The organism is Marilutibacter aestuarii (assembly GCF_006546775.1).
Taxonomy (GTDB): domain Bacteria; phylum Pseudomonadota; class Gammaproteobacteria; order Xanthomonadales; family Xanthomonadaceae; genus Marilutibacter; species Marilutibacter aestuarii.
The window spans coordinates 1-15,279 of record NZ_VICE01000010.1 but is presented as its reverse complement, the minus strand read 5'-3'; the positions used below and the strand labels follow the sequence as shown (position 1 = coordinate 15,279).

Below are 15,279 nucleotides of genomic sequence, written 5' to 3'. Positions count from 1 at the left end.
CCCCTGGACATCGCCCCCGGGCGGAGCCGCCGTCCCGCGCCCCTCGCCAGCCCGGGCCGGTCGGCGCACAATACGCGTCATGCCCGGTTCCAGCCCGCTCGGCCCCGTCGAGCCCGCCATCGACCTCTCGCCCACGCCGGGCGACGAGGTCAAGACCACCACCTGCTACATGTGCGCCTGCCGTTGTGGCATCAAGGTGTGGCTGCAGGACGGGCGCATCCGCTACATCCAGGGCAACCCCGCGCACCCCGTCAACCAGGGGGTGCTGTGCGCCAAGGGCTCGGCCGGGATCATGCAGCACTACTCGCCGGCGCGGCTGGACAAGCCCCTGCTGCGCGCGGGCGAGCGCGGTTCGGGTGAATTCCGCGAGATCGAGTGGGACGAGGCCATGGCCATCGCCACCGGCTGGCTGGCGCCGATCCGCGAGCGCAACCCCGACGAACTGGCGTTTTTCACCGGCCGCGACCAGTCGCAGGCCCTCACCGGCTGGTGGGCGCAGCAGTTCGGCACGGTCAACTACGCCGCCCACGGCGGCTTCTGCTCGGTCAACATGGCCGCCGGCGGCCTGTACACGCTGGGCGGCAGTTTCTGGGAGTTCGGCGAACCCGACTGGGAGCGCACGCGCTACCTGATGCTGTGGGGCGTGGCCGAAGACCACGATTCGAACCCGATCAAGCTGGGCCTGGGCAAGGTCAAGGCCAATGGCGCCAAGATCGTCGCCGTGAACCCGGTGCGCAGCGGTTACGGCGCCATCGCCGATGAGTGGATCGGCATCCGCCCGGGCACCGACGGCCTGTTCGCGTTCGCCCTGATCCACGAGCTGCTGAAGGCCGATCGCATCGACCTCGATTACCTGGTCCGCTACACCAACGCCCATTGGCTGGTGGTGCGTGATCCCGGGGGGGCGGAAGACGGCCTGTTCGCGCGCGACGCCGAGGGCCGGCCCTTGTGCTGGAACCGCGAGGCGGGCCGCGCGGTCGACGCAGCGGCCACCGGCACCTCGCCGGCGGTGGTGGGCTCCTATCGCCTGCCAGACGGCCGCACCGCGACCCCGGTGTTCCACCTCACCGCCGAGCGCTACCTGGACCCGGCGTACTCGCCCGATGCGGTCAGCGAGCGCTGCGGCATCCCGGCCGCGACCATCCGCCGGATCGCCCGCGAGCTGGCCGAGGCCGCCTTCGATCATGAAATCCGCCTGCCGGTGGCCTGGACCGATGCCTGGGGCCGCAAGCACGACGAAATGGTCGGCCGGCCGGTGTCGATGCACGCCATGCGCGGCATCAGCGCGCACAGCAACGGCTTCCACACCTGCCGCGCCCTGCACCTGCTGCAACTGCTGCTGGGCGCGGTCGACACGCCCGGCTCGTTCCGCTACCAGCCGCCCTTCCCCAAGCCGATCCCGCCGCCCAACCGGCCCGGCAAGGCGCGCCAGGACAACGGCGTGCTCGATGCCGCGCCGCTGGGCTTCGTGCACGGTCCCGAGGACCTGGTGGTCGATGCCGACGGCAACCCACGCCGCATCGACCACGCCTACTCCTGGGCGTATCCGCTGTCGGCGCACGGCATGATGCACACCGTCATCCGCAACGCCTGGGCCGGCGACCCCTACCGCATCGACACGCTGCTGATGTTCATGGCCAACATGGGCTGGAACTCGGCGATGAACACCGCCGAGACCATCGGCTGGCTGACCGACCGCGACGCGAACGGCGAGTACCGCATCCCGCGCATCATCTATTCCGATGCCTATGCCTCGGAAATGGTCGCCTACGCCGACCTGGTGCTGCCCGACACGACCTACCTGGAACGCTTCGACGCGATCAGCATGCTCGACCGGCCGATCTCCGACGCCGACGGCGCCGCCGACGCGATCCGCCACCCGGTGCTTGACCCGGCGAAGCAACGCGAAGGGCGCGACGTCCGTGGTTTCCAGTCGGTGCTGATCGACCTGGGCACGCGGCTGGGGCTGCCCGGCCTGGTCCACGAGGACGGCTCGGCGCGCTACCGCGACTATGCCGACTACATCACCCACCACGAGCGCGCGCCGGGGGTCGGCCTGCTGGCCGGCTGGCGACGCGGCCTCGTCGATGGCGTGCCCGGCGAGGTCGAGGCCAAGGGCCAGCCCAACCCCGAGCAGTTGCAACGCTACATCGAGCACGGCGGTTTCTGGCGCAGCGAAATCCCCGAGCACGCGCGCTACTTCAAGATGGCCAACCGCGGCTACCTCGACTGGGCGCAGCACATGGGCTTCCTCGGCCACGGCGACCCGATCGTGCTGCAGCTGTACTCGGAAACGATGCAGAAGTTCCGCCTGGCCGCCCAGGGCCATGGCCCGCACCAGCCGCCCGAGGCGCACCGCGCGCGCGTGGCGACCTACTTCGACCCGCTGCCGACCTGGTACGAGCCCTTCGAGGGCGCCCAGGTTTCAAGGCCTCCCGCACCGGGGGAGCGGGGTTGGGGTGCGGGCACGAGCGCCGACGAACCCGCGTCCGGCGCTTCGCGCCACCTTCTCCAGGAGGGAGAAGGTAAAAACCCGTTCCCGCTGTCGGCGGTCACCCAGCGGCCGATGTTCATGTATCACGCCTGGGGCTCGCAGAACGCCTGGCTGCGACAGATCACCGCGCGCAACTACCTGTACCTGCATCCCGACACCGGCGCCCGCCACGGCATCGCCGACGAGGACTGGATCACCGTGGCCTCGCACCACGGCGAGATCACCGTGCAGGCGAAGTTCGCCGCGAACGTGCAGCCCGACACCGTCTGGACCTGGAACGCGATCGGCAAGCGCAAGGGGGCCTGGCGCCTGGACAAGGACGCGCCCGAGGCGCGCAAGGGCTTCCTGCTCAACCACCTGATTTCCGACATCACCCCGCGCGGCGACTACGCCAACGCCGACCCGGTCACCGGCCAGGCGGCCTGGTTCGACCTGCGGGTCCGCATCGCCCGGGCCCCCGCCGGCAGCGGCGGCGAGAGCGCGCCCCGCTTCGCCGCGATCGATTTCGGCCGCGCCGAGCCCGGCCCACTGCGCTACGGCGCCGACTTCCGCGCCGCGCGCGAGGAGGAGTCCACGTGAACCCATCCCCCCTGCCCTCGCGCCGCATCGCCGGCTGGACCTGCGTGGCCCTGGGCTTCGCCCTGGTCGTGCTGCTCGGACTGGGGGTGATCGGCCCCGGGACGGGCGATCCGCCCCCTGCGTCGCTGGGCGCCGCGCTGATGGGGCTGGCGCCGACGCTGGCCCTGGCCGTGGCGGCGTTCGTCGCCGGCCTGCTGCTGTTGCGTGCCGACCGCGGGGGCACGCGGCGATGACCGGACTGCCACCCCCGGGCAGGAAGAAGATGGGCCTGGTCATCGACCTGGACACCTGCGTCGGCTGCCACGCCTGCGCGGTGAGCTGCAAGGAATGGAACGCCGGCGGCTTCGCCGCGCCGCTGACCGACGAGGATCCCTACGGCAAGTCGCCCTCCGGGGTCTGGTTCAACCGCGTGCACAGCTACGAGATCGCGCCCGGCGGCGGCTGCGGGGACGGCACGGCGGCGCCGCAACCGGCGATGACGCTGCATTTCCCGCGCTCGTGCCTGCACTGCGAGGAGCCGGCCTGCGTCACCGTGTGCCCCACCGGCGCCAGCTACAAGCGCGCCGAGGACGGCATCGTCCTGGTCGACGAGGACAAGTGCATCGGCTGCAAGCTGTGCTCCTGGGCCTGCCCGTACGGCGCGCGCGAGTACAGCGAGGTCGAGGGCGTGATGAAGAAATGCACCCTGTGCATCGACCGCATCTACAACGAGAACCTCGAGGAAGCCGAACGCCAGCCCGCGTGCGTGCAGGCCTGCCCGACCCGCGCGCGCCACTTCGGCGACCTCGGCGACCCGGACTCGAAGGTGTCGCGAATGGTCGCCGAACGCGGCGGTGTCGACCTGATGCCGACGCTGGGCTACAAGCCCACCAACCAGTACCTGCCGCCGCGCCCGCGTCGCGCCGGACCGGCGGGCGAGGCCGAAGGCCGCGGGCCGGCCGGGGAAGCCCTGGACACCGCCGCCTTGCCGCCGGTGCTGCGCTGGCTCGACCGCGTCCTGAGCCGCTGACGGACCCCGCGCATGCATCCCGCCTTCTCCGTCATCGCCTTCACCACCCTGTCGGGCGCCGGCTACGGCGTACTCGCGCTCGCCGGCCTCGGCCTGTTCGCTCCCGTCCTGGGCATGCCCGGCCCCTCGCCGCTCGTCCTGTCGGTGATGCTGGCCCTGGGCCTGGCGCTGGCGACGATCGGCCTGCTCAGCTCGACCTTCCACCTGGGCAAGCCGCTGCGCGCCTGGCGGGCGTTCTCGCAATGGCGGACCTCCTGGCTCTCGCGCGAGGGCGTCATGGCCGTGCTCGTCTATCTGCCGGCGCTTGCCCTGCTGGCCCTGCTGGTCCCCGCCGCGATCGGCCGGGGCGAGGGCGTGCCGGCGCCGCTGGCCGCCGTGCTGGGCGCCGTGCTCGCGCTGCTGTCGCTGGTGACGTTGGCCTGCACCGCGATGATCTACGCCTCGCTCAAGCCGATCCCGGCCTGGGGGCACCGCCTCGTCTTGCCGGCCTACCTCTTGTTCGGCCTGCAGGGCGGACTCGCTCTGACGGCCGCAGTCGCCGCCTTCGACGACGGCCGCATGGCCGCGGGCCTGCTGGTGGCAGTCGCCCTGCCCGGCCTGGCGCTGGCAGGGGTCAAGCTCCGCTACTGGCGCGCCATCGACTCCACCCCGCTGCCGGTCACGCGCGGCGATGCGGTCGGCCTGCCGGGGCGCGAGATCCGCGTCTTCGAGCGCCCCCATACCGAAGGCAACTACATCACCCGGGAGATGGGTTTCGTCCTCGCGCGCAAGCATGCGCGGGCGCTGCGGCACCTGGCCATCGCGCTGTTCGCGGTGCTGCCGCTCCTGCTGGCCGCACTGGGCCTGGGTTTCGAACAGGCGGTCCTGCCACTGGCCCTGCTGGCGCTCGCCTCGGTCCTGCTCGGCGCCTTCGTCGAACGCTGGCTGTTCTTCGCCCAGGCCCGCCACGTGGTCGGCCTCTACTACTGAAGCCACGCCCTGCGCGATCATTCGCCGGAATTGCCGGCAGTTGAATGCCGTTGGGCGCCCTTGGCGGCAGTTGGACTTCGGATAACGTAGAATTAACGAAACAGGCCACGGCCGACCCCGCGTCGGCCGTTTTCGTGCCTGCCCCCCCCCCGCACATGCCCTGGAGTCGCCGTGAAGCCTTCGATCCTCGCCCTGGTCCTGATGTCCGCTCTCCCCGCCACCTGCCTGGCGCAGGACGCCGACGCCCCGGATACCGGCTGGAGCGGGACGGGCGAGCTGGGCCTGGCGATCGCCAAGGGCAACACCGACAGTGAGACCCTGACCGGCAGCCTGGCGCTGTCGCACGAGGACCCGGTCTGGCGCCATGCCGTCGGCGCGTCGTTCCTCTACGGCAAGAGCGATGGCCTGGAGACCGCCTACCGCTACGACGTGTTCGCCGAAAGCGGATACCGCCTCACCGGACGCAGCTACCTGCTCGGCGCGATCCGCAACGAGCGCGACCACTTCGCCTCCTACGAGTACCAGTGGACGGTGTCGGCAAGCTACGGCTACGAAGCGATCAAGCGCGAAGCCACCCAGCTCACCTTCGAGATCGGCCCGGGTTACCGCTGGGCCAAGCTGCAGGGCGTGCAGGTCCACAACAACGAGACGATCGTGCGTGGCTCGATGGAATTCGCGCACGCCTTCAACGCCAACACCTCGGTCTACGACACCCTGCTCGTCGAGGCCGGCAGCGACAACACCTTCGCCGTGAACGACGTCGGCCTGAAGGTGAAGATGACCCAGGCGCTGGCCCTCAAGGCCGGCCTGGAAACGCGCTACAACACCGACGTGCTGCCCGGCATCAAGAACACCGACAACCTCACCACGATCAACGTCGTCTACGACTTCTGACCCCTCGCCAGCGGCGGCCGGCCTTGGCACCATGCCAGGCGGCCCCGCCCGATCGCACCCGACCGACATGTCCCTCCTGCTCGGACTCGCCCTCAGCCCGTTCCTGACATCGCCGATCCCCGCCTACGGCCAGCCGGAGCTGCTGGCCGGGGTGATGGACATGCGCTGGCGGCGGACGCGTTGCCTCTCGTTGCGCTGCAACGACGAGGAGTGGCGCCAGGAGCTGGCGACGCCCGGGCATGCCGCACTCGATCGCAGGCGGCTGGGCGAGCGCGGTGCCGGCGCGCGCTACCGGGCCGCGCAGCGGCGCCTGCACGCGCGCGCGCAGGCGCGCCAGTCGACCGACAACTATTCCAACAAGTGGCGCGTGGGCACCCGGCACGATGTCGAGGTGCTGCGCGACGGCCCCAACCGCCTGGCGGTCGAGTTGGGCGCGGCCTGGCGCCTGGCGCCCCGCTCGGACGATGGCATCGGCCTGCCCGGCCCGGTGTTCAGGGGTGCGATCGATTTCGGACGGCGCTTCGGCGACCGTGCCGAACTCACCCAGCGGCTGATGTGGGAGACCGGCCAGGGCCAGACCTTCATCAAGCAGTCGATGGGACTGGACGTCCAGCTGTGGCCGGAGTGGACGCTGGAAAGCGACTATGTGATCCGCCACCGCACCCGCGGCGCCAGCGGCACCGAGACGGCCGAGGGCTGGTTCGGCATCCGCCGGCGATTCTGAGGGCCGGCGAGGCCTTCAGACGTGCGGCGCGATCAGCGCGTCGGCACCCTGCTCGAGCAGGCGGCGCGCGACTTCGACCCCCAGTGCGTCCGGATCGGACGCGGGGCCTTCCGCCTCGGCGCGGATGCCGTGGCCATCCTCCGCCGATCCGACCGCGCCCGCCAGGTGCAGGCGATCGCCTTCCAGTCGCGCATAGGCGGCGACCGGCACGTGGCAACTGCCGTGCAGCGCGCGGTTCATCGCCCGCTCGGCTTCGACCCGGCAGCGGGTGTCGGCGTCGTCCAGGGCCGCGCACACGGCGGCGCATGCATCATCGTCGTCGCGGCACTCGATCGCGATGGCGCCCTGCGCCGGTGCCGGCAACCACTCCGGGGCGTCGAGCCGGCTGCGGATGCGCGCCGCCAGGCCCAGTCGCTGCAGGCCGGCGCAGGCGAGCACGATGGCGTCGTACTCGCCGGCATCGAGTCGCGCCAGCCGCGTGTTGACGTTGCCGCGCAGGTCTCGCAGCACCAGGTCCGGGCGCAGGGCGCGCAGTTGCGCCTGGCGCCGCAGCGAGGACGTGCCCACGCAGGCGCCGTGCGGCAGGTCGGCGAGACGCTCGAAGCGCGGGCTCACGAAGGCATCGGCGGCGTCGGCGCGCGGCAGGATCGCCGGCATCGCGAAGCCGGCTTCGAGCGTCATCGGCACGTCCTTGAGCGAGTGCACCGCGCAGTCGGCCTCGCCGCGCTGCATGGCCACTTCCAGTTCCTTGAGGAACAGGCCCTTGCCACCGATCGCCGCCAGCGAGCGGTCCAGCACCTGGTCGCCTCGCGTGCTCATCGGCACCAGTTCGACGGACAGGCCGGGATGGGCGGCGCGCAGGCGCTCGGCGACGTGTTCGCTCTGCCACAGGGCGAGCGGGCTCTTGCGGGTGGCGATACGGAGGGTCTTCATCGGCACCATTATCGCCCAGCCCGCCGCTGCACCGGGAACAGCGGCGGTCGGCGCCCGGCATCCGCGACCCGGCGCGACTCCCTGACAGGCCGCAGGACGCGGACCGGAGCGACATCCCGCGCGGCGACGCTAGAGCTGCTTGAGGATCTCGCGCACGCCCGGCACGCAGCGGCGGCTGACTTCCAGCGGGCGGTCGCCGTGGCGCAGGACGGCCTGCACGTGGCCATCGGGGCATCGGCGCAGCTCGACGATCTCGTAGCGGGCCACCAGGCAGTTGCGGTGGATGCGCACGAAGCGCTCGCCGAACTCGTCCTCCAGCGACTTCAGCGACTCCTCGATCAGGTCCTCGCCGTGCGCGTGGTGGACGACGACGTACTTCTCCTCGGCCTGCAGGTAATGCACGTCCTCGATCGGGATCAGGCGCAGGCTGCCGCGCAGGCGCGCGCACAGGTGCGTGCGCTGCTGGCCCTTGCTGGCGGCCATGCCGTGCTGGCGGCCGGCGGCGAAGGTGCGCACGCGTTCCAGCGCCGCGTCCAGGCGCTCGGCGCGGACCGGCTTGACCAGGTAGTCGATCGCCTCGGCCTCGAAGGCCGACAGCGCATGGGCGTCGTAGGCGGTGCAGAACACGACCGCCGGCCGCGGCTCGAAGGCCGCCAGGTGGCGGGCGGCCTCCAGCCCATCCAGGCCCGGCATGGCGATGTCGAGCAGGATCAGGTCGGGCTCGTGCTCGGCGCAGGCGTGCAGGGCATCGTGGCCGTCGCCGGCCTCGGCCACGACCTCGATGTCCCCGCGGTTCGCCAGCAGCGCGCGCAGGCGTTCGCGCGCCAGCGGCTCGTCATCGGCAATCACCACCTTCATCAGCCTGCTCCTCCCGGGCATCCCACACGGTCATCGGCCGTGCCTCCCGCCGTCCGGCACGTCAGCGCGCGCCGGGTCGGTCCCGACGCGCACGCACCGCCCATACTGCCACGGGCGATCAGGACGCGGCGAAACGGGCGCCCATCCAGTCGCCCAGGTCGCGGATTTCCTCGCCGCAGACCTGGTGCGCCATCGGATAGGCGTGCCAGTCGACGTTGAAGCCGAGCCCACGCAGGGCGCGCGCGCTGGCGTCGCCGCCGGCATGGGGCACCACCGGGTCGAACTGGCCGTGGGCCATGAACAGCGGCTGCGAGGGGGCCGCGGCCGTCACCTCGCGCGCCAGGCGCTCGGGCATCGGCAGGTAAGTCGACAGGGCGATGAGGCCCGCGAGCGGGGTCTCGCGCCGCATGCCGGCGGCCAGGGTGACCGCACCGCCCTGGGAGAACCCGGCCAGCAGCAGGCGCGAGGCGGGAATGCCGCGCGCCGCCTCGCGGGCGATCAGCGCCTCGACCTGGGCGACGGAGGCATCCACCCCGCCCTCGTCGGCGCGCTGGGCCAGGTTCATGTCGCGGATGTCGTACCAGGCCCGCATCGGCACGCCATTGTTGATCGTGACCGGCCGTACCGGCGCGTGCGGGAACACGAAGCGCAGGGCCGGCCAGTCCGGGCGGACGAGCTCGGGCACGATGGGGGCGAAATCGTTGCCGTCCGCGCCCAGGCCATGCAGCCACAGGACGGACCAGGCCGGCGACGGGCCGGTTTCGTGTTCGACGGTTTCAAGCAGTTCGGCGGTATCCATGCGTGCATTGTCCACGCCGGGGGTGGTGCCGCGTCAAATCGAAGGTGGGCAGCGGCCCGCGCGCGCTGTACCTTTCCCCTCGGGCGGCAAAGGGGGGAGCCTTCGCCGCCCGGCACGCCACCGTCCACACCCGCGAAGGAACGCCGCCATGGGGCAACCCGGGGGATCCCTCATGCACCGCATCGCCGCCGCCTGCCGGCGCCTGCTCGACGTGCGCCTGCGCACCCTGCTCAAAGTCGCCCTGGGCCTGGCGCTGGCGCTGGGACTGCTGGCGGTCGCGGGTTTCTGGGCCTTCGTCGCCCTGCCTGCGCACAGCATCCCCGAAGGCGAGGCCTTCGAGGGCATCGTCTACCTCGACCAGGGCTGGGGCGAAGGTCCCACCGCCCCCGGGCGCCAGACCTACTACTACACCCCGCAGGGCGCCTCGATCCCGCAGGGCGAGGCGCTCGCGCCGCTGCGCTACGACTGGTTCGTCCACCTGGAAATGCCGACCGGGCTCGAGCGCTTCGCCGATCCGGCGCACATGCGGCGCTACCGCTTCCTGGTCGACGACGTCGCCACGCCGGCCAACCCCGATCGCCTGCCGGTCGGCTTCACCCGCCACTTCGATCCGTTGCTGGGCGAAGAGGTCCTCGACATCACCTGCGCGGCCTGCCACACCGGCGAACTGATCGCCACCAAGGGCGGGCGCCGGGTGGCTGTGCGCATCGACGGCGGCCAGGCCATGCATGCCTTCACCGACATGCAGCGCGGCAGCTTCGCGCCCACCCTGCTGGCCTCGCTGATCGCGACCTGGAGCAACCCGGCGAAGTTCGACCGCTTCGCCCGCAAGGTCATCGGCGCGCGCTACCCGGCCGGCAAGGACGCGCTGCACGCGGCGCTGGGCGACACCGTCGTGGCGATCCTGCGCCGCGGGCAGAACAACCCGCTGCGGCACCTCTACCCGGTGCGCGAGGGCTTCGGCCGCACCGACGCCCTGGGTCGCATCGCCAACACCGTGTTCGGCGACCACCTGGTCAAGGGCAACTACCAGGAGGCCGGCGCGCCGGTCAGCTATCCCTACCTGTGGAACATCTGGAAGTTCGACTGGGTGCAGTACAACGGCTCGGTCAGCCAGCCGCTGGCGCGCAACGTCGGCGAAGCGCTGGGCGTCGGCGCCACCCTGCGCATGACCAACACCCACGGCGGCCCGCTGCCGGCCAGCGAACGCTTCCGCAGCTCGGTGATGATCCCCAACCTGGCCACCATCGAGCACACCCTGCAGACCCTGCAGCCGCCGCGCTGGCCGGAAGACCTGCTGGGCCGCATCGACCGCCCGCTGGCCGAGCGCGGCCGCAGGCTGTTCGAACGGCATTGCCGCGACTGCCACGGCCCGCATCCGGCGGGCGCGGCCGAGCAGGCCGCGATGGCGCCACTCAAGCGCGAGCCGGGCACGGTCTGGAAGATCGAGGTGATCCCGCTATCGCACATCGGCACCGACGCCACCGCGGCGACCGGTTTCCTCGAGCGCCGCTACGACCTGACCGCGGCGGGCCTGGACCGCCAGGAGATCGACGGCCTGCTGCGTCCGCTGATGCAGCGCGAACTCGTGCGCGACACCCGCTACCGCCTCAGCGCCGTCGTCGACGGCCGCCGCGCCGCGGGCCTGGAGGCCGATGCCCTGGCGGCCGAGCTCGAGACCTACCCGCTGCCCGGGGCCGGCGAGCCGGCGACGGTGCCGGCGGCGCGCTTCGCCGCGATTGCCGCGCTGCTGGAGGCCGACGGCATCGAAGCGCCGCACACCGCGCCGGACGACCCGCCCGACTGCAACCTCGACTGCCAGGGCGCGCACCTGGCCTGGAACGTGGTGCGCGGCCGCGGCGAGATCGACACCGAGCTGGCGATGCTCGACCCCGCGGCCCTCAGCGAGGGGCGCGGCCTCAACCTGCTGGGCCTGCTGGTGAAACGCCGCTGGTTCGAGGAGACCGGCGCCGACGCACGGACCCGCGAGTGCCTGGAGGGCTTCGGCACGCTCGACCTGCCGCAGGAGATCGCCGGCTACAAGCCGCGGCCGCTGGAAGGCGTGTGGGCGACGCCGCCGTTCCTGCACAACGGCTCGGTGCCCAACCTCTACGAGATGCTGCTGCCGCCCGAGCAGCGCAGCGTCCGCTTCCCGGTCGGCCAGCGCGACTACGACAGCGTCCACGTCGGCTTCCGGATCGACCTGCCCGACGACGGCGAGGGCTTCTGGCTCGATACCCGCGAGCCCGGCAACCGCAATACCGGCCATGGTTTCACCGCCACGCCCGAGATGCTCGAGCGCCACCACCAGGACCCGAGGCGCCATCCCCTGCCGCCGGGCGTGATCGGCCCGCTGCTGGCGGACGCGGAGCGCATGGCGATCATCGAGTACCTGAAGGTCCACCGCGACACCCCGGCGACGCCGGCCGGCTTCCAGCCGCCGAGCTGCCTGGCGCGGGTGGCCGGGCGATGAGCGCGACGACGGACGGCACGCCGGCCGCGGACTTCGCCACGGTCGAGGCGGCCGAGCACGACTGGATCGCGCGGCGCCGCGCCGCCCTCGGCCGTCCGCCCCGGCACGAGGACTGCGTCGGGCTGGGCCTGTCGGGCGGCGGCATCCGCTCGGCGACCTTCAACCTTGGCGTCATCGAGGCGCTGGACCGCGCCGGCCTGATGCGCGACGTCGACTACCTGTCCACCGTGTCCGGCGGCGGCTACATCGGCGCCTGCTACTCCTGGCTGCGTGCCAGCCTGCCCGACGAGGCCGGCAATCCCTTCGAGCAGCCGCTGCCCGGCGGCGGCCGGGTGATCGACTGGCTGCGCCGGCACGGCCGCTACCTCATCGCCGCCCGCGGCTACTCGCTGTGGACCCTGCTCGCCTCGATCTTCGCGGCGACCTTCCTCAACCTGTTGGTGCTGGGCCCGGTGGTGCTGCTGGCGGTCTATGCGATGACCCTGGGCTGGCTGCCGCTGGGCTGGCCGCCGAGCCTGGCCGGCCTGCCCGACCCCGACCCGCGCCACCACCACCACGGCTACCTGCTCCTGCTGGCCCTGGGTGCCGCCTGCCTGGCGACGTTCCCGCTGACGGCGCTGGGCTTCGGCGTCGCGGCCGGCATCCGCGAGCGCGCCTCGATGGCGCGCATCGACGGCCTGCGCGTGCTGATGGGGCGCCAGCTCGCGGTCGGCCTGTGCCTGCTGGCGGTCGGCCTGATCCCCGTGGTGCACGCGTTCTGGGACCAGTTCTCCGGACGCTTCGAATCGAGCGTGATGCACGTGCTCGGCCAGCACATGAGCTACCTGCTGCCGATGCTCTCGGGCGTGGTGGCGATGCTCGCCGGCCGCGGTGGCCGCACGCCCGGGCGCCTGCAGGTCGCCAGCACCGGCCTGGCCCTGGTGATCTACGGCATGCTGGTGCTGGCCTACCACCTGGTCGTGCACGTGGACGTGGTCGGCACGCCGCTGTTCTGGGCGCTGCTGGTGCTGGCGGCGCTGCTGGCGTCCACGCTCAACATCAACCGCATCTCGATGCACGGCTACTACCGCGCGCGGCTGTCGGAGACCTTCATGCCACGGCCCGGCGGCAGCCTGCACGCCCGGCCGATGGAATTCCGGCTGGACGAGCTCGGCCCCGACCGCGGCGCGCCGCTGCACCTGGTCAACACGACGCTCAACACCAGCAGCTCGCCCGACCAGCGCCGCCACGGCCGCGAGGGTGCCAGCTACGTGCTGTCGCCGCTGTACTGCGGCGCGCTCGCGACCGGCTACACGCGCAGCAACGGCTTCCCCGGCGGCGGCATGGCGCTGTCGACCGCGTTCACCATTTCCGGCGCGGCCATCGATCCGTCGAACTCGGCGGTGGGCTCGCGCGCGGTGTCCTCGCTGATGGCGCTGCTCAACGTGCGCCTGGGCTACTGGGCCGACAACCCGTCGCGCCCCCGCGGCCGCCTGCCGGGCGAGTGGTGGTGGCTGATCGCGCGCGAAATGTTCGGTGTCGGCCTGGACGAGCGCCACGCGCGGATCCACCTGTCCGACGGCGGCCACTTCGAGAACCTCGGCCTGTACGAGCTCATCCGCCGCAAGGTGCGCCACATCGTCGTCTGCGACGCCGGCGCCGACCCGGACCTCGACCTGGCCGACCTGGGCCGCGCGATCGAGCGCGTGCGCGTGGATTTCGGCGCGGAGGTGCGGCTTTCGGCCGACCGCCTGGTCGCCGAGCACGCCAGCGGTGAGGCGCGCCGGCCCTGGCTGCTGGGCGAGGTGCTGTACGCCGACGGCAGCCGCGGCCGGATCGTCTACATCAAGCCGATGCGGATCGCCGAGGCGCCGGCCGACCTGTACGCCTACGCCCGCGCCCACCCCAGCTTCCCCAACCAGCCGACCAGCAACCAGTTCTTCGGCGAGGCCGAGTTCGAGGCCTACCGCACGCTCGGCCGCTGCCTGGTCGAGCGCATGCTCGCCGAGGCGCCCGCCAACGGCATGGCCGAGTGGTTCGACCGCCTGTGGGCCGGCGACGTGGGGCCAACGCCGGCCTCAGAGTGACTTGAGGTACTCGAGCAGGTCGCGGCGCTGGGCCTCCTCCAGGGCGGTGCCGTATTCGTGCCCGCTGTTGAGGTTGCCCGGCACGGTGGCGTCGAAGCGCCAGCCGCCGGCCATCGTGGTCGCCACGCCGACCGCCTGCGGGTCGAACTCGCCGTGCCCGACCTGGAAGTGCGCCGGCCGCTCGGCCGCCGGTCGCAGCAGGGCCTCCAGGGTCGGCACCGAGCCGTTGTGCAGGTAGGGCGCGCTGGCCCAGACGCCGTCCAGCGGGCGGGCCTTGTAGTAGTCCGGGTGCGTGTCCAGGCTCGCCTTCGCGACGCGGTGGTGGCCCCTCACCGCATCGCGCACCGACGACAGCGGATGGCGCAGCGCCACGCCGATGGCGACGTGCGCGACCAGGTCGATGCTGCGCGCGCGTTCGCCGAAGGGTGCGCCCGCGACCACCAGCGCACGCTTGCCCTGCAGCGGGCCGGTGCGCGCGTCGGCGTCGAGGAAGTTGCGCACCATGCGCGGGTCGGTCCCCACTTCCGCGAGCGGCGTGAGCACGGCGCGCGGCCGGCGCCGCGGGTCGCGTGCGTCGATGGGGGCGTGGCAGGCGGCGCAATGCGTCTCGTAGAGGGGCTTGCCGCGGGCGATGCGCTCGCTGTCGAGCGCGCCCAGGACCGCTTCCGGCCACGCCGGCGCGGTCAGGTGGTAGAGGTCGTCCTGCAGGCGCCCCAGCTCCTTGAAATCGATGTCCGACGCGTAGCCGGGGCCGCGCGACGGCACCCGCGCATGGCCGTAGACCGCCAGCGCGGTGGTGACGTTCTGGATCAGCGGCCCCGGCCCGGCGTTCGGCGCCGAGCCGTTCCACTGCACCAGGTCCAGGTGCGGCGCCGACCACAGCACCGGATAGCTGACCGGCGCATCCGGCGAGCGCCCGTTGCCGGGGACGCCCAGCACCTCGACCGCGACCGTGTTGAAGATCTGCCCGAAGGCGTCCAGCCGGCCCGGGCCGTAGGCCACGTCGCTGGCATTGATGCGGTGGCGCGCCTCCAGCGCCGAGGCGCGCTCGACCAGGGCCGTGCGCAGGCTCTCGCGCTGCCCGCCCGGGGTCTGCAGCGCATCGGCGAAACGCTCGAACACCGCCGGATCCTGCGCGGTCGCCGACAGGCTGTCGATCACCGCGCGCTCGAAGGCGGTGAAGTCCAGCCAGCCCTGGCCGCCGTCGATCCGGATCCGCTGGCCGCCGTGGCGGACCTCGCCGGTGTGGCAGGCCGCGCAGCCCAGGCCGGCCCAGGCGTCGGACGGGCCTCGGGCGGTACGGGTCAGCGTCAGTCCCACGGGCAGGCCGTCGGGGTTGCCCGGCGAAGGCGCCTGCAGGATGAAACCCAGCGCCTGCAGGTGCGCCGGCGCCAGGAAGGGCTCGCGCCGGCCCGCCTGCTCCAGGTGCCGCAGCCAGCGGTAGGGCAGCATGCGCGAGCCGAAACCGGCCTCGCGGGCAC

12 protein-coding genes are annotated in these 15,279 nt (G+C 72.4%); 8 read left to right on the top strand and 4 right to left on the bottom strand.

The window, feature by feature from the left end; all coding sequences use genetic code 11:
- The first annotated feature begins 79 nt into the window (after window positions 1-79).
- From FKV25_RS01280 to FKV25_RS01255, 6 genes are all read left to right on the top strand, one after another.
- Window positions 80-3,073: a molybdopterin oxidoreductase family protein gene (locus FKV25_RS01280; RefSeq protein WP_141516980.1), complete on the top strand. Its 2,994-nt coding sequence runs from the start codon at window positions 80-82 to the stop codon at window positions 3,071-3,073.
- Window positions 3,070-3,306, top strand: a complete 237-nt coding sequence (locus FKV25_RS01275; protein WP_141516979.1) for a hypothetical protein — start codon at window positions 3,070-3,072, stop codon at window positions 3,304-3,306. Before FKV25_RS01280 ends, FKV25_RS01275 begins: the two co-directional genes overlap by 4 nt.
- Window positions 3,303-4,082: a 4Fe-4S dicluster domain-containing protein gene (locus FKV25_RS01270; protein WP_141516978.1), complete on the top strand. Its 780-nt coding sequence runs from the start codon at window positions 3,303-3,305 to the stop codon at window positions 4,080-4,082. Before FKV25_RS01275 ends, FKV25_RS01270 begins: the two co-directional genes overlap by 4 nt.
- Before the next feature lie 12 nt (window positions 4,083-4,094).
- Window positions 4,095-5,051: a dimethyl sulfoxide reductase anchor subunit family protein gene (locus FKV25_RS01265; protein ID WP_141516977.1), complete on the top strand. Its 957-nt coding sequence runs from the start codon at window positions 4,095-4,097 to the stop codon at window positions 5,049-5,051.
- A gap of 171 nt (window positions 5,052-5,222) precedes the next feature.
- Complete coding sequence (locus FKV25_RS01260) at window positions 5,223-5,945, top strand: DUF481 domain-containing protein (protein WP_141516976.1); 723 nt, start codon at window positions 5,223-5,225, stop codon at window positions 5,943-5,945.
- 67 nt (window positions 5,946-6,012) lie between these two features.
- Window positions 6,013-6,669 (top strand): DUF481 domain-containing protein, encoded by a 657-nt coding sequence (locus FKV25_RS01255; RefSeq protein WP_170218462.1) that lies wholly within the window; start codon window positions 6,013-6,015, stop codon window positions 6,667-6,669.
- 15 nt (window positions 6,670-6,684) lie between these two features.
- Here the strand turns inward: FKV25_RS01255 and hemC are convergent, their stop codons facing one another.
- From hemC to FKV25_RS01240, 3 genes are all read right to left on the bottom strand, one after another.
- The gene (gene hemC / locus FKV25_RS01250) at window positions 6,685-7,602 is read right to left on the bottom strand and encodes a hydroxymethylbilane synthase (RefSeq protein ID WP_141516974.1); all 918 of its coding nucleotides are present in this window, start codon (window positions 7,600-7,602) and stop codon (window positions 6,685-6,687) included.
- 129 nt (window positions 7,603-7,731) lie between these two features.
- Window positions 7,732-8,460, bottom strand: coding sequence for a LytR/AlgR family response regulator transcription factor (locus tag FKV25_RS01245; RefSeq protein ID WP_141516973.1), 729 nt, complete (start codon window positions 8,458-8,460; stop codon window positions 7,732-7,734).
- 118 nt (window positions 8,461-8,578) lie between these two features.
- Window positions 8,579-9,259 carry an alpha/beta hydrolase gene (locus FKV25_RS01240; protein WP_141516972.1) on the bottom strand — a complete coding sequence of 227 codons (681 nt, stop codon included), beginning with the start codon at window positions 9,257-9,259 and terminating at the stop codon, window positions 8,579-8,581.
- Between the two features lie 172 nt (window positions 9,260-9,431).
- Between FKV25_RS01240 and FKV25_RS16550 the strand changes: the two genes are divergently transcribed.
- Together FKV25_RS16550 and FKV25_RS01230 are read left to right on the top strand one after the other, a co-directional pair.
- The gene (locus tag FKV25_RS16550; protein WP_211345333.1) at window positions 9,432-11,732 is read left to right on the top strand and encodes a di-heme-cytochrome C peroxidase; all 2,301 of its coding nucleotides are present in this window, start codon (window positions 9,432-9,434) and stop codon (window positions 11,730-11,732) included.
- Window positions 11,729-13,798, top strand: coding sequence for a patatin-like phospholipase domain-containing protein (locus FKV25_RS01230; protein WP_141516971.1), 2,070 nt, complete (start codon window positions 11,729-11,731; stop codon window positions 13,796-13,798). Before FKV25_RS16550 ends, FKV25_RS01230 begins: the two co-directional genes overlap by 4 nt.
- On the opposite strand, the gene FKV25_RS16075 is transcribed toward FKV25_RS01230, so the two are convergent.
- On the bottom strand, window positions 13,790-15,279 hold a 1,490-nt coding region (locus FKV25_RS16075; RefSeq protein ID WP_170218461.1), incomplete at its 5' end, for a di-heme-cytochrome C peroxidase. The two genes, FKV25_RS01230 and FKV25_RS16075, sit on opposite strands and share 9 nt — an antisense overlap.